Source organism: Myxococcales bacterium, from assembly GCA_016712525.1.
Taxonomy (GTDB): domain Bacteria; phylum Myxococcota_A; class Polyangia; order Polyangiales; family Polyangiaceae; genus JAAFHV01.
The window spans coordinates 544,009-570,581 of record JADJQX010000006.1 but is presented as its reverse complement, the minus strand read 5'-3'; the positions used below and the strand labels follow the sequence as shown (position 1 = coordinate 570,581).

The 26,573-nt window shown below is 70.3% G+C and carries 22 protein-coding genes and 1 pseudogene; 4 read left to right on the top strand and 19 right to left on the bottom strand.

What is annotated here, in order from left to right; translation table 11 throughout:
- Positions 1-618: 618 nt before the first annotated feature.
- Positions 619-999 carry a hypothetical protein gene (locus IPK71_14290; GenBank protein ID MBK8214903.1) on the bottom strand — a complete coding sequence of 127 codons (381 nt, stop codon included), beginning with the start codon at positions 997-999 and terminating at the stop codon, positions 619-621.
- An 86-nt stretch (positions 1,000-1,085) separates the two neighbouring features.
- Here IPK71_14290 and IPK71_14285 point away from each other — a divergent pair, with 86 nt between their 5' ends.
- Positions 1,086-1,781, top strand: a complete 696-nt coding sequence (locus IPK71_14285) for a YebC/PmpR family DNA-binding transcriptional regulator (protein ID MBK8214902.1) — start codon at positions 1,086-1,088, stop codon at positions 1,779-1,781.
- 72 nt (positions 1,782-1,853) lie between these two features.
- On the opposite strand, the gene IPK71_14280 is transcribed toward IPK71_14285, so the two are convergent.
- The 7 genes from IPK71_14280 to IPK71_14250 all read right to left on the bottom strand — a co-directional run bounded on the left by IPK71_14280 (position 1,854) and on the right by IPK71_14250 (position 12,615).
- Positions 1,854-2,813 (bottom strand): CPBP family intramembrane metalloprotease, encoded by a 960-nt coding sequence (locus IPK71_14280; protein ID MBK8214901.1) that lies wholly within the window; start codon positions 2,811-2,813, stop codon positions 1,854-1,856.
- A gap of 38 nt (positions 2,814-2,851) precedes the next feature.
- Positions 2,852-5,110, bottom strand: coding sequence for a carboxy terminal-processing peptidase (locus IPK71_14275; protein ID MBK8214900.1), 2,259 nt, complete (start codon positions 5,108-5,110; stop codon positions 2,852-2,854).
- 196 nt (positions 5,111-5,306) lie between these two features.
- Positions 5,307-6,263 (bottom strand): glycosidase, encoded by a 957-nt coding sequence (locus tag IPK71_14270; protein MBK8214899.1) that lies wholly within the window; start codon positions 6,261-6,263, stop codon positions 5,307-5,309.
- Between the two features lie 225 nt (positions 6,264-6,488).
- A complete protein-coding gene (locus IPK71_14265) occupies positions 6,489-8,831 on the bottom strand; it encodes a glycosyltransferase family 4 protein (protein MBK8214898.1) in 2,343 nt (780 codons plus the stop codon).
- A 195-nt stretch (positions 8,832-9,026) separates the two neighbouring features.
- Complete coding sequence (locus IPK71_14260; GenBank protein ID MBK8214897.1) at positions 9,027-9,308, bottom strand: ATP-binding domain-containing protein; 282 nt, start codon at positions 9,306-9,308, stop codon at positions 9,027-9,029.
- Positions 9,305-12,010 (bottom strand): ATP-binding protein, encoded by a 2,706-nt coding sequence (locus tag IPK71_14255; protein MBK8214896.1) that lies wholly within the window; start codon positions 12,008-12,010, stop codon positions 9,305-9,307. The genes IPK71_14260 and IPK71_14255 overlap by 4 nt, the downstream gene beginning before the upstream one ends.
- A gap of 59 nt (positions 12,011-12,069) precedes the next feature.
- A complete protein-coding gene (locus tag IPK71_14250; GenBank protein MBK8214895.1) occupies positions 12,070-12,615 on the bottom strand; it encodes a DUF3575 domain-containing protein in 546 nt (181 codons plus the stop codon).
- Positions 12,616-12,757: 142 nt separating this feature from the next.
- Here IPK71_14250 and IPK71_14245 point away from each other — a divergent pair, with 142 nt between their 5' ends.
- Positions 12,758-13,648, top strand: a complete 891-nt coding sequence (locus tag IPK71_14245) for a tetratricopeptide repeat protein (GenBank protein MBK8214894.1) — start codon at positions 12,758-12,760, stop codon at positions 13,646-13,648.
- A 98-nt stretch (positions 13,649-13,746) separates the two neighbouring features.
- On the opposite strand, the gene IPK71_14240 is transcribed toward IPK71_14245, so the two are convergent.
- The 9 genes and pseudogenes from IPK71_14240 to IPK71_14200 form a co-directional block, all read right to left on the bottom strand.
- On the bottom strand, positions 13,747-14,571 hold the full coding sequence (locus tag IPK71_14240) for a hypothetical protein (protein MBK8214893.1): 825 nt from the start codon (positions 14,569-14,571) through the stop codon (positions 13,747-13,749).
- A complete protein-coding gene (locus IPK71_14235) occupies positions 14,568-16,133 on the bottom strand; it encodes a hypothetical protein (protein MBK8214892.1) in 1,566 nt (521 codons plus the stop codon). The genes IPK71_14240 and IPK71_14235 overlap by 4 nt, the downstream gene beginning before the upstream one ends.
- Positions 16,130-16,731, bottom strand: a pseudogene (locus IPK71_14230) (tRNA-(ms[2]io[6]A)-hydroxylase). The gene IPK71_14235 and the pseudogene IPK71_14230 overlap by 4 nt, the downstream one beginning before the upstream one ends.
- A gap of 54 nt (positions 16,732-16,785) precedes the next feature.
- Entirely contained in the window at positions 16,786-17,733 is a 948-nt protein-coding gene (locus tag IPK71_14225) for a hypothetical protein (protein ID MBK8214891.1), read from the bottom strand.
- Between the two features lie 265 nt (positions 17,734-17,998).
- A complete protein-coding gene (locus IPK71_14220) occupies positions 17,999-20,014 on the bottom strand; it encodes an SUMF1/EgtB/PvdO family nonheme iron enzyme (GenBank protein MBK8214890.1) in 2,016 nt (671 codons plus the stop codon).
- A gap of 129 nt (positions 20,015-20,143) precedes the next feature.
- Positions 20,144-20,476, bottom strand: a complete 333-nt coding sequence (locus IPK71_14215; protein MBK8214889.1) for a hypothetical protein — start codon at positions 20,474-20,476, stop codon at positions 20,144-20,146.
- A gap of 80 nt (positions 20,477-20,556) precedes the next feature.
- Positions 20,557-21,252 carry a hypothetical protein gene (locus IPK71_14210; GenBank protein MBK8214888.1) on the bottom strand — a complete coding sequence of 232 codons (696 nt, stop codon included), beginning with the start codon at positions 21,250-21,252 and terminating at the stop codon, positions 20,557-20,559.
- Positions 21,249-22,259: a hypothetical protein gene (locus tag IPK71_14205; GenBank protein MBK8214887.1), complete on the bottom strand. Its 1,011-nt coding sequence runs from the start codon at positions 22,257-22,259 to the stop codon at positions 21,249-21,251. The genes IPK71_14210 and IPK71_14205 overlap by 4 nt, the downstream gene beginning before the upstream one ends.
- Positions 22,256-22,558, bottom strand: coding sequence for a hypothetical protein (locus IPK71_14200; protein MBK8214886.1), 303 nt, complete (start codon positions 22,556-22,558; stop codon positions 22,256-22,258). Before IPK71_14200 ends, IPK71_14205 begins: the two co-directional genes overlap by 4 nt.
- A 386-nt stretch (positions 22,559-22,944) precedes the next feature.
- On the opposite strand from IPK71_14200, the gene IPK71_14195 reads away from it, so the two are divergent.
- Both IPK71_14195 and IPK71_14190 read left to right on the top strand, forming a co-directional pair.
- Positions 22,945-23,820: a hypothetical protein gene (locus IPK71_14195; GenBank protein ID MBK8214885.1), complete on the top strand. Its 876-nt coding sequence runs from the start codon at positions 22,945-22,947 to the stop codon at positions 23,818-23,820.
- 68 nt (positions 23,821-23,888) lie between these two features.
- Entirely contained in the window at positions 23,889-24,680 is a 792-nt protein-coding gene (locus IPK71_14190; protein ID MBK8214884.1) for a hypothetical protein, read from the top strand.
- 18 nt (positions 24,681-24,698) lie between these two features.
- Here the strand turns inward: IPK71_14190 and IPK71_14185 are convergent, their stop codons facing one another.
- Together IPK71_14185 and IPK71_14180 are read right to left on the bottom strand one after the other, a co-directional pair.
- Complete coding sequence (locus tag IPK71_14185) at positions 24,699-25,019, bottom strand: hypothetical protein (GenBank protein MBK8214883.1); 321 nt, start codon at positions 25,017-25,019, stop codon at positions 24,699-24,701.
- Positions 25,020-25,303: 284 nt separating this feature from the next.
- Positions 25,304-26,563, bottom strand: a complete 1,260-nt coding sequence (locus IPK71_14180) for a hypothetical protein (protein ID MBK8214882.1) — start codon at positions 26,561-26,563, stop codon at positions 25,304-25,306.
- Positions 26,564-26,573: the final 10 nt, after the last annotated feature.

Below are 26,573 nucleotides of genomic sequence, written 5' to 3'. Positions count from 1 at the left end.
GCTCGGGCCCCGGCATGGGCCGAGGACGCGCGACGCCCGTGGATGACGTGAAAGACCCCGGGAACCCCCCGGGACCGCAGACAGTGCCACCGCGGCAAATGCCAAAAGTGGCGAAAAGACTTTGGTTTCTGGCCGAAGCTACGCCGCGAGCGCAGAACCTACAAAAGACGATAGTGGAACCGTCGGCCCCTGGCCAGCACTACCGTGCGTCGCCGACGCCTCCGTCCAAGGGCCCGGAACTACGAAGGAGTTGGTCGTCGAGCTGCCCCTGTCGGGTCGCCGCGGGGCCGCGGCAGCTCCGCGTGAGTGGAACCCTCGGGTCGACGTAGACCGGGCCGCTCCGCGCGAGGCACGCCGCGGCGTCTCCCCGCCGGCAGGCCGCGTCTCGATCGTGATCCGTGACATTTCGGGTACTTGGCGCCAACGTCGGTCGCCCTTTCACCTCGTTTGGGTCCTGTCCGGCGTCGACCGCGGCGAGGTTCTGCGCGAACCACGTGTCGAGCGGTACGGGCCGCGGCCGCTCGGACCGTGCCCCACACCCGACGGCCGCAGCCAGAGTCACGAGGACGAGACGAGGTCTCACGATCGATGGACGCCCGACCCACTCCTTCCCATGGGTCAGCGTTTCGGCGGAACGACCTTCTTCGGCGTGGCCGCGTCGGTGGCCTCGGCGGCGGTAGGCGGCGCGCCGTAGATGATGGCGAAGGGGGCGCCCGCGTCGAGCTCGGGAGGGGGAGCGGCTCCGTACGGAGCGACGATGCTCTCGGTGGTGGGGCCGGCGTCCCTCGGAGGTGGAGGCGGCGCGCCGTACACGTCCCCCTTGGTGACGCACCCCATGAGGGAGGTGAGCGCCAGGCCGCCGAAGACGAGCGCCGCACGCGACGCGCTGTCGACCGCGGTCCGCTCTTCGACGACCACGAACGTGGCCCCGCAAAAGGGGCACGCCCCGCTCGACGGGCGGAAGTGGCGGTCGCAGGCGGCGCACAGGAGCAGGCTCACGGTACGCGAGCATACCCCTTTTCGACGTGGAGGCGAGCCCACGGATCTCGGCGACGCGGCCGGGGGACTTTGCTAGAGGGGCAGTCGTGGGCGCACAATGGAAGCAGAAGCATCGCGAGGCCGCGGCCGCCGCGAAGGGTAAAATCTTCACCAAGCTGGCGAAGGAGATCGCCGTCGCGGCCAAGAACGGCGCCGATCCGGCGATGAACGCGACGCTGCGCATGGCGATGGAGGCCGCCCGCAAGCAGTCGATGCCTCGCGACACCATCGAGCGCGCCGTGAAGAAGGGCGCCGGGCTGCTCGACGGGCCCGTCAACTACGAGACCGTGACCTACGAGGGTTTCGCGCCGCACCAGGTGCCGATCATCGTGGAGTGCCTCACGGACAACCGGAACCGAACCTCCGCGAACGTCCGGCAGCTCTTCAAGAAAGGGCAGCTCGCGGCCTCGGGCGCCGTCTCGTGGGACTTCGCCCGCCTCGGGCTCGTCGAGGCCAAGGGCCCCGCCGGCGCCGATCCCGACGAGGCCGCGCTCGAGTGCGGCGCCGACGATCTCGAGCCCGGCGAGGACGGAGCGACGAGCTTCTACACGCAGCCCTCCGACGCAGACACGGTCTCGAAGGCGCTCACGGAGAGGGGCTGGTCGGTCGAGAAGGTCGGGCTCGTGTGGAAGGCCAAGAACCCTGTTTCGCTCGGAGAGGCCGAGCGCGGCGAGGTCGAGGCGTTCCTCGGCGCGATGGACGAGGACGACGACGTGCAGAACATCTTCGTCGGCCTCGCCTGAAGCCTACGACGCGCGGACGAGCGCGGCTCTGCGGGATCGCCGCGGAGGCTCGACGTGCCTCGCGCGTGCAGGTCAGGGGCCGGCGTCGTCCGAGAGGGTGCGCGCGAAGAGCGGCCTCGGCTGGCCCATGGGGTCGCTCGGCGATCGAAACATCACGTGCCGGCCTCGAACGAGCGCGACCGCGACGAGCACGCTGACGATCGCGACGAGCACACCCGACTCGCCCGTGAGCACGTTGCTCGTGTGAGCCGAGTCGCCTCCGGCCGTGAAGCCGTCGAAGGTGCCTTGAATGACCGCGTTCCACGCCGCGTGAAAGAGCACGGCGGGCCACACGCTCCCCGACGCGAGACGGCTGTAGGCCGCCAAAGCTCCGCCACCGACGATCGAAGCGAAGAAACACCCGACGGACAGCGCGGGACGAGGCCCGGCGGCGTACACGCCTGCAGCGATGAGCGGCGCATGCCATAGCCCCCAGACGAACGTGCTCACGAGGACGGGGTACGGCACCTTGGCGTCGACGAGGCGCGTGAGCATGTACCCTCGCCAGCCGAGCTCCTCCCCGGCCGCCGTGATCGCCGAGAGCACCGTGCCGAGCGTGAGGTTCAAGACGAGGGACACGACGAAGCGAAGGCCCGCCGGGGTGTGCGAGAGGCCGAAGGTCGCCATGGCCTTGGGGGAGAAGGGCTCGATCCCGGAGGCCCACGCCGCACCGTACGCGAGCGCTCCCACGAGCACCGGCGAGAGCCAGGCGACGAGCAGGGGACGAGCGAGCGGCGCCTTCGGGCCCTCGTGCCCCTTGGGAGCCCGGAGACGGAACGACACGTCTCGCGCCCCTTCGCGGAGCGCGACGCGTGCGACGAACATGGCCAACGCCGGGGTCCACATGAGCGCGAGCACGAGCCCCGGGTGATCGGAGATCGTGCCCCCCGAGGTCGCGATTTTCCACTCGATGACCGCGCTCAACGGTACGACCACGGCGAAATAGAGGCCTAGGCCGCGCCGAGCGCGCGACACACGATCGTCGGAGGTCATGGCCCCCAAGTAGCCCGAGTCACCCTCGAAATTTCAGGCTATTTCGCCTTTGCCATATCGGCAAGGATCCTCGTGCACTCGTCGACCCACACGTCGCGTGCGAGCTCGTCCTTCCAGCGATCGAGGCGCGCGCGGATCTTCTCGTCGGTCGGCGCGGGTCCGGCCGCGGGGCTCGCCGCGAGGGCCTCGACCTCGAGCACGACCTTCCGATCCTTGCGCTTCGGATCGACCTTCTCGAGCTCGGCCTTGGCGGCCTTCTTGGCGTCTTGCCAGGCCTTGCGCTCGAGGGGCTCGAGGGTCTTGTCTTTGCGTGCGCCGAGGATACGAGCGAACTCGGCGACGGCGGCGAGCTCGGGGCTCGCTTTGGTGCGGGCCTCGCTGGCGCTCGCGAGCTCGGGCGCCTTCCACGTGTGGGGGAGCTTCGTGTAGGGGGCGCTCTTGATCGAGGTCCACGGGATGGCGTGGTAGAGCGTGCGCTCGCCCGAGTCGACGAACGAGGTCGGATCGGGGAGGAGCACGTCGGGCACGACCCCCTTCAGCTGGGTGGAGCCGCCGCTCACGCGGAAATACTCCTGCACCGTGAGCTTGTAGAGCCCGAGCGGCTCTTTGCCCTTGGCCTGCATACGATCGAGATCGAGCACGGCCTGCACCGTGCCCTTGCCGTGCGTGGCGCTCGTCCCGACGACGACCGCGCGTTCGTAGTCTTGCAGGGCGCCCGCGAGGATCTCGGCCGCCGAGGCGCTGAACCGATCCACGAGCACGACCACGTTGCCCGAGAACGAGACCGACGGATCCGTGTCGGCGAGGACCTCGATCTTGCCGTCCGAGTCCCGCGTCTGGACGACGGGGCCCTGCGGAATGAAGAGCCCGCTGATGTCCCGCGCGTGCGTGAGGAGCCCGCCGCCGTTGCCGCGCAGGTCGAGGACGAGCTGCGTGACCTTCTTCTTCTGGAGGGCCGAGAGGATCGCGCGGACGTCGTCCGTCGCGTTGCGCTCGCCAGGTTTGCCGCGCCCTCCGACGTCTCCGTAGAAGCCTGGAAGATACACGTATCCGACCGGCTCGCCGTTCTTTCCGGAGCGTACGACGGCGCCCCGCGCGTAGGTCGCTTCGATGCGGATGACGTCGCGGGTGATGGAGATGGTCTCGATCCGTCCGTCGGCCTTCTTGACCGTGAGCACCACGATGGTGCCCTTGGGCCCGCGGATCATCGAGACGACCTTGTCGATCGGGAGATCGGTCGCGTCGACGGGATCTTTGCCCTCTTGAGCGACCGCCAAGATGAGGTCCCCAATCTCGAGCTTGCCCTGCTGCCAGCTCGCGCCGCCCGGGACGAGATCGTGCACCACGATGTAGTGGTCCTGCTCGCGGAGCGTCGCGCCGATCCCCTCGAGCTTGCCGGTGATCGCGATGTCGAAGTTCGCCTCTTGGGCGGGCGGCATGTACGTCGTGTGCGGGTCGAACACGGCGTTCACGGCGTTCAAGAGGTTCTCGGCGGGCTCGAGCTTCTCGGTCACCTTGAGGCGCGTGAACTGCGTCTCGTAGCGGGTCGCGAGCTCCTTACGAATCTTGGCCTCGCGCCCCTCGAACGTGGCGGGGATCTCGCCGAGCGCGCGCTCCGCGATCGCCTCGCGTTTGGCCTCGTCCGGGTCCTTCGGCTTTTTGCTCTCGTCCTTCGGCTTCGCGCGAGACTCGAGGATGTCCTCGAATTGTTGATTCCTCTCGAGCACTTGCAGCTTCAGGAGGGAACGCCATCGCGCCTCGAGCTCGGCCTCCGTCTTGCAGAATACACGCTTTTTCGGGTCCGTCTCGAACGAGTCGGACGTGGTGAAGTCGAGCGGCTTCTCGAGGAGGGTCTTGACGAGCTTGGCGACCATCGCGCGACGCTCGGCGACGAGGGCCGCCCCCTTTCGCGCGACCACGAGGTTGCCCTCGCGGAGCTCGTTGTCGATGTCGTTCTCGAAGCGCGAGAGCTTCTGCACGTGGCCCTCGAGGAAGAGCACCTTGCCGCCGTCGAGCTCCTCGACGAGCTTCTGGAAGGCGTCGCGCGAGAGCGCGTCGTCGATGGGCTTTCGGAGGACGTGCTGCTTACCGAGGAGCGCGAGCGCCGCGTCGGCCAAGATGGGCTCGCGCGGATCGGCAGGAACCTCGGGGAGCTCGTTGTCGACGACGAGGGTCGACGCCGAGGCCGTGGGCGGCGACGAGGTGGAGGAGCCCTTGGGTGGCGTCCCGGATTTCGCGGAGCCGCACGCGGCGACGAGGATCGAGACGAGGACGAGAGGGAGGGCTTTTCTTCGCACGTGCCGATCCTAACGCGGAACGCGCGCAAAAGTGGAACGCGGGGCCGTGGGTAGGCGCAAAAAAGAGAGCGCGACCGAGCCGGTTCTTTTCCGCCGAGGGGACGGGAAGAAAAGCGACGAGGCGCCGGTTGTCCGCCTCCCCGAAGCCACCCTCCCCGCCCGCAGCCACCTCGGATGAGGCTCCGGCGCGGGGGCATCAGGGGGAGGAGCCGTTGCGATCGAGCCACGAGAGCAGCTCGCTGACGCTCCCCGTGGCGAGCGCGACCGTGCTGTCGGCGGCGCCGTAGTAGAGGTTGATGCTGTCTCCGTCGGCGCCGAGGGTGTACCCGCACGGGAAGGCGACCATGCCGACGTCGCCCTCTCGCTCGTAGGGTGCCTCCGGGCCGAAGATCCAAGAGTCGCCTCGCGCGAGCAGCACGGACGGCGCGTCGTGGGCGAAGAGGGCGAGCCCGAGCCGGTAGAGCGCCCCCGAGCACGTGTGGCGCACGCCGTGGTAGAGCATGAGCCAGCCCCGCGGGGTCTCGATGAGCGGCGGAGAGAGGCCGACCTTGTTCGCGTCCCACCAGGCGCCCTTGCGGGCGGTGAGCATCAGCGTGTGCTTGCCCCAGTTGCGGAGGTCGGGGGAGAACGAGATCCAGACGTGCGCGCCCGTGTCGTGCATCGGCCGGTGCACCAAGGCGAAGCTGCCGTCGATACGATGGGGGAGGAGCGCGCCGTCTTTGTCGTCGGGCGGCATGACGAGACCGAAGCGCTCGAACGTCCGAAAATCCTCGGTGAGCGCGAGCGCGAGGCCGGGGCCGCTCTTGCCGAACGCGGTGTAGGTCACCGCGTACTTCCCGAGCTCGGGGACGAACGTGATTCGCGGATCCTCGATTCCCCACAGCTCCTCCGGGTAGTGATCCGGGTCGGCCATGAGCGTGGGCTCGCGATCGATGACCCACCCATCGATGCCATTGGCCGAGCGCGCGGCGCAGAGGTGCGAATGCCCACGTCGGTCCTCGACGCGGCAGAGCAAGAGGGTAGTCCCGTCGGCGAGGCGCGTCGCCCCCGGGTTGAAGACGGTGTGCACCGGATATGGCCAGTCGTCCGCCGTGAGGATGGGGTTGCGACGGTGGCGATGGAGGAGCGTTTCGTAGCGGCGAGTCACGGACATTCGACGGGTTACCTTCTCTCGATGGGCGAACGGGATTCTCGAACGGCGGCGCGGCCGTCCTTTGGTCGGGGCCCGAACCAGGAGGTGGGGCAGCATCGGGCTTCGCCTCGGGCGCGGAGGATCGGGTCCTCCGAGGGAGAGCTCAGGAGACCTCGGCGATCGCGGACGGAGAGGGGGACCGCCGGCTGGGGCTCGACCCCTCGCGAGACGCGCCGAGCGCGAGGCTCAAGGAGTCGACCATTGCCCATCCGCGATCGCCGCACCATGCGGGGGCGGCGGGGCCGACCTTCCACGAGCGAGCTCGACGCGATCGGCCGCGCGCATCTCGGCGAGCGCGAGCAAGAACGAGAGCGTCGACTCCGCCCCTTGGTTCTCGTTGGGGCGGTCGGCGTGGAGGCCGTCGCGACAGCCGCCGGTGCTCGGGTCGAAGAGCGAGGTGTGGAGCCGGTTCTCACCGAAGAACCAACCCATGGCGCGTGATGCGTGACGCCCCCAGAGCTCGTCCCCCGTGACACGACGCGCGTCGAGGCACGCCGACACCATCGTACAAGCCTCGACGGGCTGTTGGTCGAAGAGGGCCATCGCCCCCCCCGAGCGGAAGAAGCCATTCGTGCCGATGGGGGAGAAGTGCCCCTGATCCGAGCGTTGGACACGAGCGAGCCACGCGAGCGAGCGGAGCCCTGCGGCCGTCATGTCGGGCCGACCGACGCGGGCGCCCGAGACGAGGAGCGCCTGGGAGAGCCGTGCGTTGCAGTACGTCGCCGAAGATTCGAACCATGGCCACTCTTCGGTCGCGACCGAGAGGTACATGGCGAGGAGGCGATCGGCGAGCGCGTCCCGGAGGGCCTCGACGCTCGTCTCTCCCTGAAATGCCTTTAAGTACTCGTCGATACCCAAGAGCGTATAGGCCCATGCCCTCGGGCTCGTCATCGGGGTCACGGCGGGGAGAGACGCGTGAAACAAGTCGCCCGCGAGCCTCCTTCGCGCCCCCTCGGGGGAGCGCCCGACGACCGTGCCTAGCGCCCATACCGTGCGGGCGTGGCTGTCGTCGGAGCCGACCTCGTCGACCCAGCGGCGATCGAAGGTCATGAAATTACGGAAGCGGCCGTTCGTCCCGTCGAAGGCATAACGTACGAAGGCGAGATAACGATCGCCGAGCGACCGAACGAGCCGCTCGTCTTCGGTGCCGGCCTCTTCGAGGTGAGCGACGAGGAGCATCGCCCGCGCGTTGTCGTCGACACAGTATCCGTCTTCGTAGCGGGGTACGTTGTAGGCGGCGTGTTGGATGAGCCCGGTGTCGTCCGTCATGGCGCGGAGGTGGGACAAGTCGGGAGATGGCAGCTCGGCCGGGCGACGACGCAGCGTCTTCGCTTGGAACGATGCGCGGAGGCGCCCTGCGTGCTCGACGCGCGCGCGCTCGAAGGTCCGCACGTACGACCGCGCGACGGCAGGCCACTGCATGTGGCGCCCATACTTCGCGGCGCGCTCTCGCATTCGCTCTCGTTCGACGTCGTCGGAGAGCAGCTCGACGACCGCGCGGGCGATGGCCGCGGGATCACGCCACGGCACGAGCACGCCGCGATCGTGCGCCAAGAGCTCTTGCGCGTAATGGTACGGCGTCGAGATGACGGCGCGGCCCGAGCCCACGGCGTAGGCCAGAGTCCCCGAGGTGATCTGCTCGGGTTTCAGGTAGGGAGTCACGTAGATGTCGGCCGCGGACAGGAACTCGGCGAGCTCGGCTTCGCTCACGAACCTGTCGTGGAAGATCATGTTCCCGTCGACCCCGAGCTGCTTCGCGCGGCTCTCGAGCATGAGCCGGTACGTCTCGCCGTGCCTCGCCTTGACGTGCGGATGGGTGGCCCCGAGCACGACGTAGACGATATCCGGGAAGCGCTCCACGATGTGCGGGAGCGCCTCGATGACGTTCTCGATGCCTTTGTCGGGAGACAAGAGCCCGAAGGTGAGGACCACCTGCTTTCCCTCGACGCCGAGCCTATCTTTGCTGCGCGACGCCTCGGGTACGACCGGTATCCCGTGCGGCACGAGATCGATCTTCTCGTGAGGGACGCCGTGCACCTCCTCGAGGAGCGCGCGACCACGCTCGCTCATGACGACGACCCTCGCCGAGAGCGAGAGCACCTCGTCCATGACGGCCTTGTGCACGGGCCCGGGCTCGCTCAAAATCGTGTGGAGCGTCGTGACGGCGGGCATGCGGAGCTCGCGCATGAGCGCGAGGAGGTGCGAGCCGGCCTTCCCTCCGAAAATGCCATATTCGTGCTGAATCGAGAGGACGTCGGTCGGGTTGACGTTCAGGTAGTCGGCGGCGCGACGGTACGAGCCTACGTCGGTCTCGGCGATCTCGAATCGCACCCTCTCGGGATAGGCGTGCACGCGCCCCGGATCGTTCATGGCGACCACGAAGCAGTCGACGTCCGGGCGCTCCTCCGCGATCGCGCTAGAGAGGTGATGCGAGAACGTCGCGATACCGCAGAGGCGGGGCAAATGTGTCCCGAGCATCGCGATCCGACGCAGCGGTTCGATCGAGGACGAATCGAGCAAATGGTTCATGCGCCTCCCGCCGAGCGCACCCGCCCACGGCGCGAAACGCGACGTACGACGACCGAACCAGGAATGGCACTATGGGCTTCGCAAACGAGAAAAGCAACGGCTCGCCCCCAATTCGTCGAATGCGCTCTCGAGGGCCCTGTACCGTGCAATCGGCGCGCGAGGAGCGCCGCGTGGGGTGCACGAGGCGCGGTGAGGTCATCCCCCACGAGCGCCACGTACCTCCGCTTCGACGCCGAAAGACGCGCGTCCAGCGCGATCGTCGCGTGACACGTGCTCGGCGAAGGGGGCGAGGGCGGGCTCGGAGAGCGCCGCGTCGGGGTCGACCAGGACGACGAGGTGGTCGCGGGCGCGGCTCGTGGCGACGTGAAGGAGGTGCGGACGTTCGGCGAGCCAACGGAGATGACGCCTCGCCGTCGCCGCCACCGAGAACACGACGACGCGACGCTCGCCACCCTGCAGGCGGTGCACGGTGCTCACCAGCACTCCCCCCTCTGGACGAGACCTCGCGCGAAGAGCTCACGCTCGATGCGCGCGCACTGCCCGACGAACGGGGTGAGCACGGCGAGGTCGGACGGGAGGATCCCGTCGCGGAGCAGCGCGTCGACGAGGCCGACGGCGACGGCGACCTCGGCTTCGTTCACGACGCCCTCCGGAGCTCGCTCCCCTCGCCCCGGCACGCCGATCGTCACGACCGGAGCGACGAGGCGCGACGAGACGTCGGAGAGCGAACGCGGCTCGGTGCGGACGTCGAGGGAGTATCCACTCCACCGCGACGCGAGCTCCACGATCGGGCGCTGCGAGCGAAAGTGCTCGACGAGCGTGACGTGGGCGCGCGCGCGCGGCTCGGCCACGGCTTGGGCCGACGTGACCGCCTCGGCGCTCATGCGAAACCCTTGGATTTTCGCGGCGTCGAGCCCCTTGGCGAGGCGCTCGTCGACGCGAGGGTCGAGCGTGTACACGGGCGGGAGCTGGGCCGTGTCCCCGGTGAACATGGCCCTCCTCGCGCGCGCGAGCGCCGGGACGGCGTACACGGGCGCACATTGCGCGGCCTCGTCGACGACGAGCCGATCGACGACCTCCTTGTCGAGCGGGAAGCTCGTGCGCATCGACAAGAGCGTGCATCCCGCGATCGGGAAGAGCGGCGCGAGCTCGAGGAGCGCTTGAGGGAGCGGCTTCGCGCGAGCCCCGCGCCCGTCCCCCACGGCTCCGAGGGCCGTCGTGAGCCGCTTCGAGAGCTCCTGGCGGTGCTCGCGGGCCCACGCGTCTCTCACGAGGAGCGCGGCTTCGTAGAGGTCCGAAGACGGCGCGGGCGCGTGCAACGCGGTGGTGGGCGCACGCCGGAGCTCTTCCTCGATCTCCAGGAGCTCGAGGCGCGACGAGGGGAGAGCGAGCGCGTTCGCCAGGTCGTCGAGGCGCCCGACCACGGCCCGGAGCCCGGCACTTTGGGACTCGGCGCTCTCACGAGCGCGGCTCGCGTCGAGCGGACCACAGGGCAGCGCGAGGCCGAGGGCCGAGAGCACGGGCGCGAACCGCGGGGAGCGTAGCTCGTTGGCGCGTGCCCATTTTTCGCACGCGCGCTCGACGGAGGCCCGCGCGCCCTCGAGGTGGAGGCGAACGAGCGCATCGGCGGCCTCGGCGTGCTCCGCGAGCGCGCTTCGTGCCGCGGCGACCAGCGACACGTCGAGCTCCGACAGAGGGACGGGGGAGGCTTCGGCGCGAGCCACGAGCGTTCGAAGCGCGGCGGCGCGGCGCTCGAGCTCCCCTCGACGCGACAGGCGCTCACGCTCCGCGGCAGCCGCGGCGACACGAGCCCGCTCCGCCGCCCGAACGGGCTTTGCGAGGTCCTCGAACGCCGCGCGCGCGCGCTCGAGCGACATGACGCCAGGCGAGGACAAGGCCGCGCCGGCCGTGGCGAGCGCGTTCGCGGTGACCTCGGCGAGGGACCGCCGATTGCCGAGCCGGAGAGCGAGCGGGATCTCCGGAGAGCCGACGAAGGGGGCGAGGGCGTGATCGACCGCCGCGTTGTTCGTGCTCGTCACGACGAGGGGCCAGGGCGCGGAGCGGCGCGGGGCCTTGTCCCACTGGCCGGACAGGGCACACGCGACCACCGTCTGCGCGGCAACCACGTGGAGCAACGCGGTCTTCCCGCAGCCCGGGGGCCCGCACACGGAGACGAGATCCGAGCTCCCCTCGAAGGCGCGCGCCGCGGCGAGCTGCGAAGATGTGGGCGAGATGCGTCCACACGACCACACCGGTGCATCGTGGGGTGGCGCGGCGGGCGCGCCGAGGTACACGGCGAGCGGACCTCGCGCGGGCGCGACGTCGTCGAGGAGGGCGCGGAGGTCCGTGCGGAGGCTGCTCGTGGGATCGCCGCGGGGAGGCAGCATCGCGATGCCGTGGGGAAACGCCCGGAGCCCGCGGCTCGGTGGTGCCCTCCGGCTCGCCGCGAGCGTGAGCGCGTCGAGGTCTTTGGCGGTCACGTCGGACGTGTCCTCCGGAGGGGCTTCGAGCTCCTCCTCGGACGTGCTCTCCCCCTCCCCGCCGAGCTCGAGGGCGCGCGTCGCGGCACGAACGAGGGCGCCGAGGCCGTACCGCGAGGCACGCGCGACCGAGGCGAGTGTCCCGCCGTCGAGGCCGAAGAGGTAGTGCCAGACTCCACCATGGATGCCGTACGAAGCCTCCTCGTCGAGCTCGAGCACGAGCGCGGTGGGCAGCGTCATGGGGACACCGTCACGGGCGGCGCGGGGGAGGCGCCAGGCGGTATCTCCGACGGTCCAAACCGCCCGACCTCCGCCGACGGAGAAGAGCGGTGCGGCGCGGCTCGCGCCCTGCTGCACGTAGGTGACCAGCGGAAAACCGAACGTCAGCGACTCGTCGGACTCGACGGACTGGTACGTGGCGTGCGCCTCGAAGAGCGGCGCGGCACGCGCGGGAATGGGCTCGAGGCGGAGCTGCGACGCGGCGCCGAGCACGAAGTCGGTGGCGTCGTCGGCCGAGTCGGAGAAGAGACGCAGCGACAGCGCGGCGCCATCCGGCGCGGAGGATCGGAGGATCGGGTGGGGAGCGAACACCTCGCCCATGATCCGCGGCGGCGGAGCGACGCTCGCCTGCTCGCGCGCCATCTCGTCGAGGGCGCGAAGGCCGTAGCGCAGCGGATCGAAGGCACGAGAGGAGCTCAAGGGGCCGCGCACCATACTCGACTCGCGTCACGCGAGCCCGAGCTACCGGCAGGCGACCGTCAGAAGGCGAAGCCGACCGTTCCGTCGACGTGAATGCCGGCCGTATAGAACGACGGGGGCGCGTCGGTGCCCACGCGGGCGTAGTGGAGCTGACCTCCGACGCCGAGCGAGAGGTGCACGACATCGCCGAACAAAAACGCGTACCCCGCCGCGGCGCCCAGGGCGAAGGCTCCTCCGGTGCGAGCCTCGCCCTGCGACGTGCCCCTCACCACGGCGCCTTGGGCGAAGGGCGAGATCCACACGCCCCGCGGGGCATGATCCGTAAAGAAGAAGTAGGGCCTCACGCGGAGCATGGCGCCGCGGATGTCTCCGACCTTGTCGGTGACCGTCCAAGGGTCGTAGAGGCCGCCCGACACCGACAGCGCCACGTGGTCGGAGAGGGTACGCTGGTAGCCGAGCGCGATGACGTGGAGCCCGAGGTCGGCGAGCACGACGTTCTTCGGCACGCTCGCCGAGGGGCGCGTCGCTTCGGCCTCCGCGGCGCGGGCGCGCGTGGGTGCGGACACGAGGAGGGCGAGAAGGGCTACGGCGACGGCTCGGCGCATCCCGTCTCATCTCACGTTTCGCGCCGCAGCGTCCATGAGCAGTTCGGCGCCCCCGATGCCAGGTTTCCCCCGAGCCCGGAGCGACGACGGGACGAGCGTCTTCACCGTTGCGGTGGGCCGAACGAGGCGCAAAAATGCGGCCATGAACGACGAACTGAAGGCGCTCCTCGAGAGGGGCGACACGGACGCTGCCCTCGCGCTGGCCACGAAGCGGCTGGCGGAGGCGCGCTCGGGCGGTGACGACGCCTCGCTCGCGTTGGCGCTCATCGACGACGCGCGAGCTCAGATGGCCCACGGAGACCGGGACGAAGCCGTGATGACGGTGGACGAAGCCATCTCGCGGGCTCGCAAGGGCCTCGGCCCCAAGGACGCACGCTACGCCGAGGCGCTCGAGCTCGGCGGAGAGATCGCGGCGGCCGCGAGCATGCCGAACGCCGCGGACGCGCGCTTCCGTGCGGCGATCGAGGTGCTCGAGAGCGCGGGGATCGCGGGCGCACCGCTCGCGCACGCGCTCCTCCAGCACGGGCTCTTTCGGCGCTCGCAGGGCGACGCCGTCGGGGCGGTGCGCGCGTTCTCCGCGGTCGTGACGCGCGCCGGGGAGGATCCCGAGGCGCGCGCGTTCGGAGCGACCGCGCTCACCGAGATGGGGTTCGTGGTGCTCGACGAAGGTCAAGTGGCATCGGCGCGTGAGGTCGGCGATCGCGCCCTCGAGGTCTTCCTGTCGCTCGGGCGCGCACGGCGAGTCGAGGTCGCCGACGCGATGGCGCTCGTCGGGCTCGCGGCGCTCCGCCAGGGAGAGCCGTCGACCGCGAGGGACTTCTTGGAGACCGCGTGCGAGGTCTATCGAGGGACGAAGGCGCCCGCGGGTGGGCGGCGCGCCCTCGCACATCACCACCTGGGGCGCGCGCTCGCAGCGCTCGGGGAGAAGGCCGCGGCCCGCGCGGCGCTGCTCGACGCCATCGATCTCTACCGCGAAGGCAGCGGAGAACGGATCGCGATCGAGCAAGAGGTGCTCGACCTCGCGCGAGGCTGACGGAGCGAGACGCGACGACCGGAGAGCGAAGTGATCGAGGAGCGCGCTCACGTATGCGTCCGCACGACATGTGCGGTGCGGACGCACGTTCCGTCACGTCATCGAGGAGCCGTGGGCGCGGCAGGCTTCGCGCCACTCGGCGCGGCGGGAGGGTCGGTCCAGAAACGAACGCAGAGGTCGTCGGTCGTGTGCCGCACCGAGAGCGCTGGGAGGATACGCGCGACCCCCGGGCTCGCCGGGGCGATCGGCTTCGGGGACGTCGACAGGCTGAGCGGACGGCTCTCGGCGTCGGGTCCGCAGAGGCGCGCTTCGACCTTCACGACGCGGAGCTCGGCCTCGGGCGCGACGATCTGGACACGCCCCAACGTGAGAGGGACGCCGTTCGAAACACCGAGCCGCACACGCGCTTCGTATCCGTGCGACTCGTCTTCGGCGGGGAGCGGGTAGAGCGCCCGCACACGAAGCTCGGCGAGGCCGTCGGCGAGGGACGCTCGCAGATCCGGCTCCTTCACGTGGAGGACCACCCCCGCCATGCGTGTCTTGCCGATGAGGGGATGGGCGCTCTCGGGGCAGCGCGGCGCTTTGTCGTACGTCACCGCGGTGCCGGCGTCGTCCGGTGGGGCCTCGAGGGCTCCGTCGGGGACACGATGAAGGCGAGCGTCGAGTGCGAGCGGAGCGCCCGGCCCGCCGTAGGACGCGAAGAGATCGAGGTCTTTGTTTTGCCACTCGCCGCGAGGCAAGGCGACCACGTGCGTGACCACGAGGCCTGCCTTCTCGATTTTCACCGAAACGCGCGTGATGCTCGGCAAGAGCGGCAGCGGGCCCACGGGGCGCGGGGCGGCGCGCAAGGCGCCCGGAGAGACGAGGCCTAGCGCGAAGGCCGCGGCGACGACGACGAGCACGGAGGAGATCTTGGACGTCATCCGAGGGCCTCCTCGAAACGGGACACGAGCGCCAAGGCGAGCGCGTCGGGCTGGGGCGGCGGCCCGTCGAGCCACGTGCTCTCGACGGCCGGGCGCGAGAGCCGCGCGACCAACCAGCGGTTCGTGCGGGGGTTTCGGTAGTAGTCGTCGTCGTGGGCGTGAACGAGCGCGTCGTGCATCGCGGGAGCGGTGAGGAGCGCGAGCCAGCGCGACGGGGCGTCGTCGCGGGGGCGAGGCACGGCGAACCCGACCGCGGCGAAGGCTCCCCCCGCTCGTGCGTCGAGCTCGCGCACGGCGTCGCTCACCCCCTCGTGGGTGACGAGCAGGCAGGTGGCCTCGGCGCGCGCCGCGAAGAGCACGGCCACCCCGAGCGAACGTGCGGCGTCGACCGACGCCGCTCGTGACGCTCCGAGCTCGCGAGCCAAGAACGGCGCGCTCGCCATGGCGAGCGCGCACACGAGCCCCGTGCGCCGCGCGGCCACGGGCTGCGGGTCGACCGCGACCGGGAACGGCGCATAGCGCAGGCTCTCGTGGCGCGCGAGCGCCTCGCCGTACGCGACCGCGGCCCCCAAGAAGCTCGCGGCGCCCACGACGCGTTTCGGCGGCTCCGCCGAAACGCGCCCGTGGGCGGCCCCGGCCATCGCGGAAAACCGCGCCGCCACCCAGTCGGCCCCGAGGCGCGCGGGCCAGTCGGCCCCGCGCACCTCGCGGGCCGCCGCGAGGCGAAACGTGTCCCACGGGTCGAGCCCGTCGCGCGCTTCGCGCGCGCGATGGGCTCGACGCAGGAGGGAGACCGCGAGCGGCTCGGTCGCGCGCAGGAAGCGCGCGGCCGAGCCCACGAGGGCGTCGCACTGCACCTCGGGGAGCACGTCGTCGGGCGCGGCCTTGGGGGTCGTCGGGGTCATCTCGCGGGCGAGCGCGGCGATGAGGTCGGACGAGGGCGCGAGGACGAGCCCCGGGCTCGCGGTGCCCTCCGCCTCGGGCGGGGGCGCCGCGAGCTCGTCACGACGGACGAGGGCGTGGTCGAAGCGCGACGCACGCCCGAGGCGCCGCGTCGCTTCGTCGAGGCGCTCGCGGCGCGCGTCTCGGGCCGCGCCGAGGCGCGGGCCGAGGCGCGCGAGACGGGTGACGTGGGTGCGCGAAACGGGGCTCGCGTCGCTCTCGAGCAGCCCGAGGAGGGCCTCTCGGAGAGAGGCCTCCTCGGGCGGGGGTGACGTGGGAGACGTGCGTGCGTGTGGGTGCGACGCGGGCTCGCCGCGCTCGGCGCGTGCCTCGTCAACCTCGAGGTCCCAACCGACGCGGGCACGGAGGAGCTCCGCGACCCAGCGCGCGCACGAGGCCCGGAGGGGCTCGTCGGCGCGTGAGGTGGATCTCGCGAGGAGTGCGTCGTAGGTGCGCTTCTGCGTGACGGGCCGGAACGCGTCGAGCGGGCACGCGACCTCGCCGGCGAGGGTCGCGGGATCGAGCGAGCGAAGGGCGCGGCGACCTCGCCCGAGGGCGCGGTCGGCGCGCTCGAGCGTGCTCGCGAGGGTCGCGAGATCCTCCACGAGCTCGACGGTCATCCGTGCACCGTGCTCCGCTCGGGGCTCGCGGCGAGCCTCGCCACGATCTTGCCCTCGGCCACCGCGAGCATTCGAAGGCGCCGCTCCACACCTGCCGCGTCCCCAAAGGACGCCTCGAGCGCGAGATCGCGGTACGTGCGGAAGTGCCGCGCTTCGCACGCGAAGAGCTCCTCGTAGAAGTCTCGCAGGACCGCATCCCCGGCGACGACCTCGCCGAGGAGCTTGAACCGCTCACACGACCGCGCCTCGATCAGCGCCGCGGCGAGCAGGCGATCGACGAGGAGCGGAGTCCCGTCTCGCGGCAGCTCTTTGCACGCCGCGCGGAGGTCGGCTGCGTAGACGTCGACCGGGGGTGTCCGAGCGGGACGCCTCGCGCCTCGAGGAAATCCACGACGCGATCGAAGTGATCGAGCTCTTCGCGCGCGAGCGCCGTGAGCGCGCGCACGAGCGACAGGTTCGTGGGGTGCCGCGCCACGAGGGACAGCGCGAACGTCGCCGCCTTCATCTCGCAGTGAGCGTGGTCGACGAGCACGCCCTCGAAGTCTCGCGCGGCCGCGATGGCCCAGCCCGGGTCCGTAGGCGTGGTGAGGCACAGCATGGCCGAAGGGCCTAGCACAATCGGTACGAAAAGGCTTTTTCCGAGCGCGTTCGCCTACTTGAAGGTCACCTGCCCCGCGCCGCTCTTGACGAAGCTCGTCGCTACGAGGCTCACGTTGTACGAGCCCGCCTTCACGAGCGTGTTGCTCGTGATCGACGTGCCAAGCGACCCGTCCGACGCCGGGAGCTTCGCGAGCAGCGAAGCCGGGACACTCCCCGCCCCCTTCGATGCATCGAACCGGCACTGGACGGTCACCGAGCCCCCTCCGGAGGTCGCCGCCAACGTGAACCCGATCGTGCCCGCCGTCGCCCCGGACCACGTGACCGCGAGAGGCTTCGCGCGATCGATCTCCGTCTTCGCCGGGGCCGCAGCGAGCACGGGTGCGGTGAGCGACGAGGCCGGGCTCGGCGCGACGAGATCCCCCGTGAACGCGGGCACGGACCCACCCGCGGCCGACACCTTGATCGTCTCGCCTCCCACCCAAGCGTCGAGGTCGGTGCGCGTGAGCGGCGCGTACGCGCCCGTAGCGCCCGGCGTGAGCGTGGTGCCCGCGGGGATCTTCGCCCCCGAGATCGTGATGACGCCAGCGTTCTCGGCGAGCTTGCCCGCGTCGACGGGTGGCCCTGCATCTTGCGCAGGCGCGGGTCCGCAGACATACGACGTGCAGTCTCCCGCCACCTCGGACTGACACGAAGGAAGCCCTGGCACGGGCCCCGTCGCCTTCGAGAACTGGGCGAACGACTGAAACGACTTCGCTACGCCGAGGTCGTAGTAGGACACCGACACGGAGCCGAAATCCGTGATGGTCGACGCGCCATCGGAGCCTCCGCCCCCGCCGTCGAGGATGGGGTTTCCAGCGTCGTCCACCGGGACCACGGCCCCGTCCTCGAGGGTGATCGTGCCACCGTCGGTCGGCTGCTCCTTCACCTCGGTGCACGCCGCGACGAGCCGAAAGAGGACGAGAGCCGACGGGACCACGATCGAGGCGCGAGCGAGCTTCACACGTCCATCCTACGCCACGAACCGCGAGACCTTCCTCTCGAACATGGCGCGAACGTGCCGGATCTCCGCCACACCCGTGCCCTCTCCGGGCCTCGAAAGCCGAGCGCCGGGGCGAGCGCTTCGCGGGTCACCTTCCCGAAGGCTCGAGGCCGAGCAGCGGAGGAGCGAGCAAGATCGTGGCGAAGCGGACGAGAGATGCGACATCGACGCACATCGCACGTCGCCATATCGCGACTTCGGTGCGCTCGTACCGCAGCGCGCGCCGTCAGTCCTTCGCGCAGCGGAATCCGATGTCGGGCATGCGCGTCTCGGGGCTCGCCTTTCCGCGCGCGCTCGTCGTGAGCCCGCTCGCGCGGTCGTCGGTCCACGAGCCGCCTCGCACGACCTTGGTGGTCGCCGCGCACGTCGGCTTGTCGTACGGGCAGGAGGTGGCGTCGACCCACTCGGCCGCGTTTCCGGCCATGTCGAACACACCGAACGGCGATATTCCTCGAAGGAACGCGCCCGCAGGCGCGGTCGCCTCGGCGCCGTCGTCGCCCACGAGACGCGCTCCGAGCACGTCGGCCGAAGCTTCACGTGCGAGCTTGAGGCAGCCCTCGTCGCACGCGTTGACCGCCCCGGGAGGAGGCGGCTCGTTGCCCCACGGATAGCGCCGTCCGTCGGCACCTCGAGCGGCGTGCTCCCACTCGTCTTCGCGTGGGAGGCGCTTTCCGACGGACCGACAGTAGGCCGCCGCTTCGTCGAAGGACACGCACGTCATGGGGTGATCCCCACGGCCCGCCTTGCCGTAGGTGCAGTACGCCGACCATGCTTTGTTCGCCGCGACCGGAGCACCCGGGAGCACGGCCTCCACCACGGGAGGTGGACAGAGCTTCTTGGCGACACACGCCGCGTACTGCTGCGCCGTGACCTCGGTGAGGTCGATGCACGACGGGGACGCCCGAACGAGCCTCGGGGGGCCATTTTCCTCGGACCCCATCGTGAACGTCTCTGCCTTGATTCGAGCCATGTCGTGCGGACAAAACGGCAACGACGACGACGTGGCGGTCCCGGCACCGGAGTCGACGGTGGAGGCCCCCGCGCCCGAGCGACGCGCGAGCATCGCTCCGAACGCGACGAACACGACGAGCGCGACCAGGCCACCGACGACGAGCTTCGATGGAGCGCCTCCGTCGATCGGGAGGGCCGCCGGTGCGTCGTCGTCGCCTTCGGAGCTCCGGGGGGGCTCGTTCGGCGATGGGGGGCTCGGTCCTGGAGTGCGCGCGGCCGCCACGTCGCCGCTCGAGGCGTCCGTCGTACGCGCGAGCGCCACGTCGGTCGCGCTGGCCGCTGCGGGGGCCGAAGGTGCGCTGCCCGGCGACGAAATGCGGAGCGGCACCGGCAACGACGGCCTGTGCGCGAGCGCCTCGGGGAGCTGCGCGATCGCGAGACCCGCGTGCGCGAATCGCCCCGCAGGATCGCGGCACACGCAGCGCGAAAACCACGCGTCGAACCCCACGGGGAGCACGTCGCCGGCGCCGAGCTCACGCGCGCGGACGGAGGCGGACGGGATGGGGGCGATCACGACCTCGCGGAGGATCGTCGCGAGGCTCCCCTCGGGCGAGGTCGCCGCGAGCCAAAAGGGCTTGCCCGTGAGCATGGTGAACGCGAGCAGTCCGAGCGCCCACACATCGACGCTCGGCGTGATCGGGGCGTCGCGCTCCGACTGCTCGGGGGCCATCCAGAGCGGAGTGCCCACGGCCCCCGTGTTGGCGGAGAGCGCGGCCTCGACGACCTTGGCGATGCCGAAGTCGAGGAGCTTCACCGTGGTGGACTCGTGCACCCTCTTCGTCTCGGCGAGGAACACGTTCTCGGGCTTCAGATCGCGGTGCACGATGCCCGCACGATGCGCCGCAGACAGCGCATGGCCGACCTGCCCGAGCACCCGTCCACAGTCGGCCTCGGAGAGCCGCCCGCACGTCCGGAGCTCGGCGGCGAGGTCTCGGCCCGACAAGAGCTCCATGGCGATCCAGGGGACGTCGTCGTCGACGCCCGCGCCGATCACCTCGACCACGTGCTCGCTCTCGACGAGCGCTCCGACGCGAGCCTCGAGGGAGAAGCGCTCGCGGAGCTCGGGGCTCCCGACGTACACGGGGTGCATCAGCTTGAGCGCGCGCTGGCGCCCCGTCGTGAGCTGATCGGCCACGTAGACCGCACCCATGCCGCCCTCGGCGAGCTTTCGCACGATGCGATAGCTCCCGGCGAAGACCGTCCCCGGCATGAGCTCGGATAGCGCGCTCACGGAGGCAGGATACGCGTGTTCGCGGCGACGTTCCCCACGATGTTCGGGAGCAGGCCTTCTTTCCCGAAACGATTCACAAAATAGAAAACGGGAGAGAAGCTCCGAAGAGCCGCTCTCCCGTCCCGAGGATCACTGACCGGTGACGACCGTGCAGCCCTGGGTGTAGATGCCGAGGTAGCTGACGCCGTGGAACTCGACCGAGTGCACGTCCGTCACGCCGGCGGCCTTCTTGGCAGCCGAGGTGCTCGCGTCGCCCCAGGCGGCGATGCCGAGGACGCCCGACGCACAAGCCTCACCGGTCTTGCCACCGGGCTTCGCCTGGCCGGGGGCGACCGCGCCCACCTGAGCCTGCGACATCGAGTGCGGCGTCGTGGTGCCGTTGTACGACGAGCCGATGGGGTAGCCGACGCCACCGCAGCCGACCGCCGACGAGAGAGCCGCGAACCCAACGAAAAGAGCCATCTTCTTCATTATCTGATTCTCCGTACGATGTTGATGTGCCGAGTCGAGTGAGGAACGATGTGGAGCGCCGCCGCCGCCGTTCAGCGAGGGGCCTTTCGCTTGGCCGCTCCGTTTTCGAGATCGAACCTCAGAGCGAAGTCGACCCCGCGGATGGCAAAGTCGTCGCCCATGAGGCGCAGAAGGTATTCGGTGTGGAGCCCCACCTCCAGACGAAAACGACCAAAGTGAAGGGCCGCGTGGGCGCCTACGCGGGGGCTCACGACGTCGAGGCTCCACTCGGCCTTCGACGCACTGAGACCAAAGAGGTTGAGCCCGACGTGGCCCTCGAGCTCGAGCGGGCCCGACTTCACCCCGGTCGAGAGCCCCGTCTGCAGCATCGTCCACGCGAACGTGGTGGAGTCGAGGGCGCGAAACACCATTCGCTCCGTGCCGGCGAGGTAGAGGTGCCCCTGCGGCGCGGTGATGTTCTGGCCGACGAAAACCTCGAACATTCCAGGCCTTAGGCCCTGCCCCATGGGCCTGTACCAGAGCGGGCCGCCGCCGGCTTCGATGGCGGGAACGATGGTACGCATGTCGAAGAGGCGGGCCGAGCCTTCACCGAGGGCGTCGGCCTGCGTCTCGGTGCGGGCGGGCGGGAGCACCTGCGCGCCCGGCAGCGCCAAGCTCCCTCCAGGAGCGCCCGGGACGAAGAGCTGCGCGCTCGCCCCGCGCCCCCACGCAAGAACCGCGGCAGCCGATGCGACGGAGACGACGACGGCGCGAGTGCCTCTCGTCACGGAGCTCTCGTAGCGGGCGACGACTGCGTGGCGACCGTCGTGCCTCCGTCGAACGGCCCGAACTTCCGGTTCGCGAGGGCCACGGTGGCCTCGGCGATGCGCGGGTCGCCCGGCTTCGGAGGGTTGGGATCGGCGTCGAACAGGTGGCTGGCCTCGTCGGCGTACGCGACGATCTCGGGGCGGACTCCGAGCTCGCCCTGGCCCGAGAGCGAGAGCACGAACCCGAGCCGCTGATCGGCGCCGAAGCGACGGTAGATCTCCCGCTTCGCCGCGAAGTAGGCCCACGCCTGCGTGCGCGACTGAAACGGCCCGAGCGCCGCGACGAAGCGATCTTGAGGTGCGAAGAGACCGACCGGGAGCGACTCGTCCTCGGGCACGCCGAGGAACTTGAGCGCACCCTGGACCGACGGATGCAGGCTATTTTTGACGGGCCGCGGGGCCTCGCCACCGCCCGCTTCGATCGCCAACGCGACGAGCTCGCTGCAGTAGAGCGCCGAGTGATCTCGGTGATCGAAGCGGTTGTCGAAGGCCACCTTGCCGCCCGCGTAGAGCTTCTGGACGTACGCGATCATGCGAGCTCTGTCCGTCCCCGGGGGCGGCTCGTAGATCTCGGTGTGCATGTTGCCGCTCGCGTACTCCATGAGCGGCCTTCGGAAGAGCGTCCCGGAGACGTTGTCGAGCATGCGGGAGTGCGTGGGGATCGTGGCGACCCCGCCCGTCACGTCGTAGACCCACGGCTCTCCGTCTTCCATCGAGAGGATGGCGACGTGCGTGAACGGGAAGAACTTCTCGGGGATGAGCGAGAACGCGAAGCTCGTCGTGTCGGGGGACTCGGTGAGCACGACCTGCCCCGACTTGAGCGGGAGCCCGAGGTAGGTGCCGCGTGTGTCTTTCGTGCGCCCCTCGAGGATGTTCACGCGGCCCACCGGCCCCGATTTGAAGCAGCCCACCGAAGGCACGGCGGAAAGCGCGAGCCCGAGGGCGACGACACGGGCGAACCGGCTCATGCGGCACCCCCGGCATCCGAGCTGGTCGCGCGCGAGCCCGCGTCGTCCGGAGGAGGAGCGACGCTGCCCGCATCGATCGCCGCGGGAGTTCGTGCTGCGTCTCCGAGGGCGCCCGCGTCGCTCGAGGGGGGCGCGATCACGAGCCCCTCGGCGTCACGTCCCGGCGCGCGGCCGTGCGGGCCCGGACGGAAGTTGGAGCGCTCTTGAGGGTCGGGCGCGCGGAACTCGGCGCGCACGTTGTCCGGGATGTTGACGCAGCCGACGAGCGGCGCGAGCCCTACGAGAGCGATGGCTGTCATGCGAAGGAGAGTCATCGGGAATCGAAGCGTGCATCAGACGGGGAGGCCCCGCGTTGATTCATCCAAGCGTCGAGGAACGGACGATTCCCGCCCCGGACGGCCGGACGTTCGTCCATCGCGCCCGGGGCTGTCAACGTTCTCGCGCCTTTTCCGGGGGCTCGCACCACGCGAGCCAGGACGCCTAGGAAGAGCGACTAACCCAACACTCTCGAATATTTAGTCACATGGGGAAGGCCGACTGCGCACGCTCGTTCGCGGTGATGTGCCTGCGCGAGACGTCGCCCCTCGGCCGCTCGGGCGCGCGGTGCGCCATTCGTCGTGCTGCCTCGACCGATCACGGGGACGGGGTTCGTCGGGCGCGAGCCTGGCGGCTATCGTGGAGGGTGATGATCCCGACCTCGTTCGCCGCTCCGAAGGTGTTGCGCCGGTTGAACGTCGCCGCGGTCGCCCTGTCGCTGTCGGCCATCACCGCCGCGATCTTCGGCGCGATGTCCCACGAGTTCTCGGGGCTCGTGACCGGTGTACCGACGCTCCTCGTGGGGCTCGTGTGGGCGTTCGTGCTGCGCATCCCGGCCACCATCGGAAAGTCCAAGGTCCGTTGGGGTTGGCTCGCGTCGGTCCCCCTCGCCGCCTTGAACGGAGGGCTCGCCGCGGGCGCGCTCCTCTCGCAGTCGGAGCACGGCCCTTTCCTCGGGACGTTCTTCGCGGGGCTGGCATTGGGCTCGACGATCGGCGTCTTTTTTTGGGGACCGGCGCTCGTCTTGACGTTGCTCGCGTTCGGGTTGCCCATGGCGTGGGCGCAGTCGCTCGCGAAGAAGGGGCTCGCCGGAGAAGAACGTGGGGAGCGCATCGTGGGAGCGGTGTGTATGGCCCTGGCCTATGGCGCGCTCATGCTGACCTTCTTCCAGGATCGAGGGTACTCGGCGGAGCCGAGCGAGTGGGAGAGCCGGCGCGTCGCCATCGAGTACGCCGGGCACGTGTTCATGCGGATCGCGGCGGTGCTCGGGCTCGTGACGGGCTCGATCGCCACCACGCTCGCCACGATCCGGGAACGCCAGCGGCGCGCCTTCGTGGGGGACGTCGAGGCTGGGAAGGTGCGCGGGTTTCGCGTCGACGCGACCCCCGAAGGAAAGGCGCTCGTGCGCGTGTCGTCGTTCGGCCAGGGCTACCGCGTCGCCGACTTCAGCGAGGAGGTCTTCTTGCTCGACGAGAGCGGGGAGGCCACCGAGTCACGCATGGCCGCGTCGTCGCCGGAGCGCTGAAAGGGCCGCGGCCCGGGCGGATCACGGCGGGCTCGGCGATCGATGCCACGTCTGCCATACTCTTTCGCATGGCCCACCCGCTCCTCGCCACGCTCTCCCCGAGTGCCCTTGCCGCGCTCGAACGGGCGAAGGCGATGCCCATGAGCTACGCGTGCCAGGCCTATGCGTCCCCCGAGAAGGGCGGCGCTCCGGCGCGCCTCGTGTTGGTCGTGGGCGAGGCCCACTTGAAGATGCACGAGGCGGCCGTGTTGGGTCGCGAGCTCGTGTCGGCCTTCGAGCTGCGCGGCGTGGAGACGTTCCAAGTGTCCCGCGTCGTGTGGGGCCGGCTGCTCGGCGCGCTCATCAACGCCCCTCGCGCGCTCCTTCGTTTCGTCGCCATCGGCACCGTCGAAGGGAGCACGATCTACGAAGCGCGCGCCCTGCGGTACGGCAAGACGGTCGAGCTCGAAGCGGCCGAGGTGATGCCGGTGCCGCTGCACGTCGCGTCCGTCTACCTCTCGCTCTTCTTCCTCGTCTCGTTCGCGCACCTCGCGTACAGCATCGTCGAGGGCATTTTGCCTTCCGCGGGCGAGGCGGGCGCGCTCGGAGTCTCTTTGCTCACGCTGCTGGTCATGGCGTTCCAAGCGCACATGCTCCTGCTCGTGCCGGCGTGGCTCCTGCGTTCACGCTCGTGGGCGTGGCTCGTGCACCCGGCGATCGCGATCGTCAACGTCCGCGACGTGCTCATGGCCGAGGGTACGGTGCGTATGCTGGCCGCGAGCCCCGGCACGCAGCCTGCCGTGGTCGTGATGGGCCGCGCTCACCTGCCCGGGTACGGCGACGAGCTCACGAAGCGTGGGTTCGTGCGCGTCGATATCTGAGCGCGAGCCACTCCGAGCTCACTCCTCGAGGCGAGCGTCGCTCTTGCGGACCGTGATCTCTTCGACCACGACGAACTTGCCGCTGCGGGGCGCGCCCGACGGGGGAGACTCCGAATCGTAGCGGCGATGCACCGAGTGTGGCGCTTCGTCGGTGGGGAGGTCGGATGGGGGCGGAGGGACGGCCACGAAGGCGTCGAGCGTCTCCGGGGGAGGCGGCTGGCTCGCGAGCGCCGGAGCAGGCTCGCTAGGACGACCGGCGAGCTTGACGCCCGAGTCCATCGGCCCACGCGGCAGCACCTCGGCAAGCCACGGCGGCTCGAAGGAGTCGTCTTCCCCCATCTCCCATTCCTCCCCCCTCGCAGACCCAGCGCGCATGCCCATACCTTACGCCCCTTCACGGAGCATGCCCGCCGAAGTTCGACGAAATGCTTAATTAATTCCATCGTTACGGGGCGCTCGATGGTCAGTACGGTGTCCACCTGAGTGGTCGCGGGAGTGTTCACTTCGGCATGCCACCGCGGACGTGACGTGCGCCAATCGAGCCCCGAGCCGGGCAGAGCGCGGCGACCTTCGGGCGGCCCAGGGGCACCGACGTTCGCGCCAACCCATCGATTTCATGGGGTTCACGGCAGCGCTTCGCGCTCGAGAGCCTGACGGAGCGCGGCCTCGGCTTCGGGCTCGGATGAGTCGAGAACGGCGACCGCCTCGAGCGCCACGCGGAGGCGCGGAGAGGCCGTCGCGGCCGCAGCGACACGCACGCGCTGGACCGCATCGGGGTCGCCCCCCGACGTTGCCGCGACGGCAGCTCCGAGCCGCGACTCGACCGCCGCAGAGCTATCCTCGACGGTTCGAAGGAGGGCCTCGAGCGGCACCGCCGAGGTTCTGTGGTCGACCGCGCCGTCCCCAAGGCGACGGAGCGCTGCGATCCACGTGCGCAGATCTTGGTCTCCACGGCGAAGGGAGGCGACCTGCCCGCCTTGCCCTCCCTCGACGTACGCGCGACGGGCTTCGGTGAGACGGGCGGCGAGGCTCGCCGCCTCGACGTCGCCCACGTCACTCTGGCCGGTCGGGAGCTTCAACGGTGGGGCTCCGTCGAGGGTGACCCGAACGCCGCGCTGCATTTTGCTCCCCGCCCACTCCTTGTAGGTCTCGACCGCCGTGACGTTGGCGAACGGCACGAAGGCCCGTGTGCCGAGCCAGGTGTGCTCGAACCCGTCGGTCCCGACGAGGACCGTGGTCGGCGCGAACGCGATGACGAACGTGTAGAGAATGAACGCGGCGAACGCGGCCACGGCGAGCGGCCATGCGCCCGGCCCGAGGCCCGCAAGGAGCAAGAGCGCGATCGGCACGAGGAGCAAGAGCGGCCCTAGGATCGTCGCGGTCTGTTGCGACACCGGCATCGACAGGAGCGCGCTCGCGATCCGCATGCGCGCGGCCGTGTGTTTCGCGTCGAAGCCGAGCGTCGCGAGCGCCGCGTCGGCCGTCGCTCGATCAGGCACCCGAACGAACAGCGGGTTGACGGCGAAGGACCGGTCGAAGCGGAGGAGGAGCCCCTCTTCGGTCGGGACGGTAAATCCTTGACGGAGCTCGCCCCGCGAGGCGATGAGCTCACCACGAAACGAGATGCCCTCGCTCGAGATCTCGAGCCTCCCCTCGCGGACGAGCGCCCCCTTCGTGGAGCGCGCCCCGTACGCGAGGGACATCGAGCCGAAGAGCAGCGCGTGCACGACGCCCGCGAGGAGCGGGTACGCCCGGGTCATGAGCGCGACGACCACGATGGGCACGACGGCGCCGTAGAGCGTGGCCCCGAGCGCCAGAAAGAAGCGCTTCGGGACCACGATCCCACCGTTGTCGACGACGAGCGGCTCGGCGCCAGGGCCCATCCCCCGAGGG

Excerpts from the sequence above, each read along its gene's own strand:
- IPK71_14280 (MBK8214901.1), bottom strand. The coding sequence starts at position 2,813 with ATGACCTCCGACGATCGTGTGTCGCGCGCTCGGCGCGGCCTAGGCCTC.
- IPK71_14270 (MBK8214899.1), bottom strand. The coding sequence starts at position 6,263 with ATGTCCGTGACTCGCCGCTACGAAACGCTCCTCCATCGCCACCGTCGC.
- IPK71_14265 (MBK8214898.1), bottom strand. The coding sequence starts at position 8,831 with ATGAACCATTTGCTCGATTCGTCCTCGATCGAACCGCTGCGTCGGATC.
- IPK71_14250 (MBK8214895.1), bottom strand. The coding sequence starts at position 12,615 with ATGCGCCGAGCCGTCGCCGTAGCCCTTCTCGCCCTCCTCGTGTCCGCA.
- IPK71_14245 (MBK8214894.1), top strand. The coding sequence starts at position 12,758 with ATGAACGACGAACTGAAGGCGCTCCTCGAGAGGGGCGACACGGACGCT.
- IPK71_14240 (MBK8214893.1), bottom strand. The coding sequence starts at position 14,571 with ATGACGTCCAAGATCTCCTCCGTGCTCGTCGTCGTCGCCGCGGCCTTC.
- IPK71_14235 (MBK8214892.1), bottom strand. The coding sequence starts at position 16,133 with ATGACCGTCGAGCTCGTGGAGGATCTCGCGACCCTCGCGAGCACGCTC.
- IPK71_14215 (MBK8214889.1), bottom strand. The coding sequence starts at position 20,476 with ATGGCTCTTTTCGTTGGGTTCGCGGCTCTCTCGTCGGCGGTCGGCTGC.
- IPK71_14205 (MBK8214887.1), bottom strand. The coding sequence starts at position 22,259 with ATGAGCCGGTTCGCCCGTGTCGTCGCCCTCGGGCTCGCGCTTTCCGCC.
- IPK71_14200 (MBK8214886.1), bottom strand. The coding sequence starts at position 22,558 with ATGACAGCCATCGCTCTCGTAGGGCTCGCGCCGCTCGTCGGCTGCGTC.
- IPK71_14195 (MBK8214885.1), top strand. The coding sequence starts at position 22,945 with ATGATCCCGACCTCGTTCGCCGCTCCGAAGGTGTTGCGCCGGTTGAAC.
- IPK71_14190 (MBK8214884.1), top strand. The coding sequence starts at position 23,889 with ATGGCCCACCCGCTCCTCGCCACGCTCTCCCCGAGTGCCCTTGCCGCG.
- IPK71_14185 (MBK8214883.1), bottom strand. The coding sequence starts at position 25,019 with ATGGGGGAAGACGACTCCTTCGAGCCGCCGTGGCTTGCCGAGGTGCTG.
- IPK71_14180 (MBK8214882.1), bottom strand. The coding sequence starts at position 26,563 with ATGGGCCCTGGCGCCGAGCCGCTCGTCGTCGACAACGGTGGGATCGTG.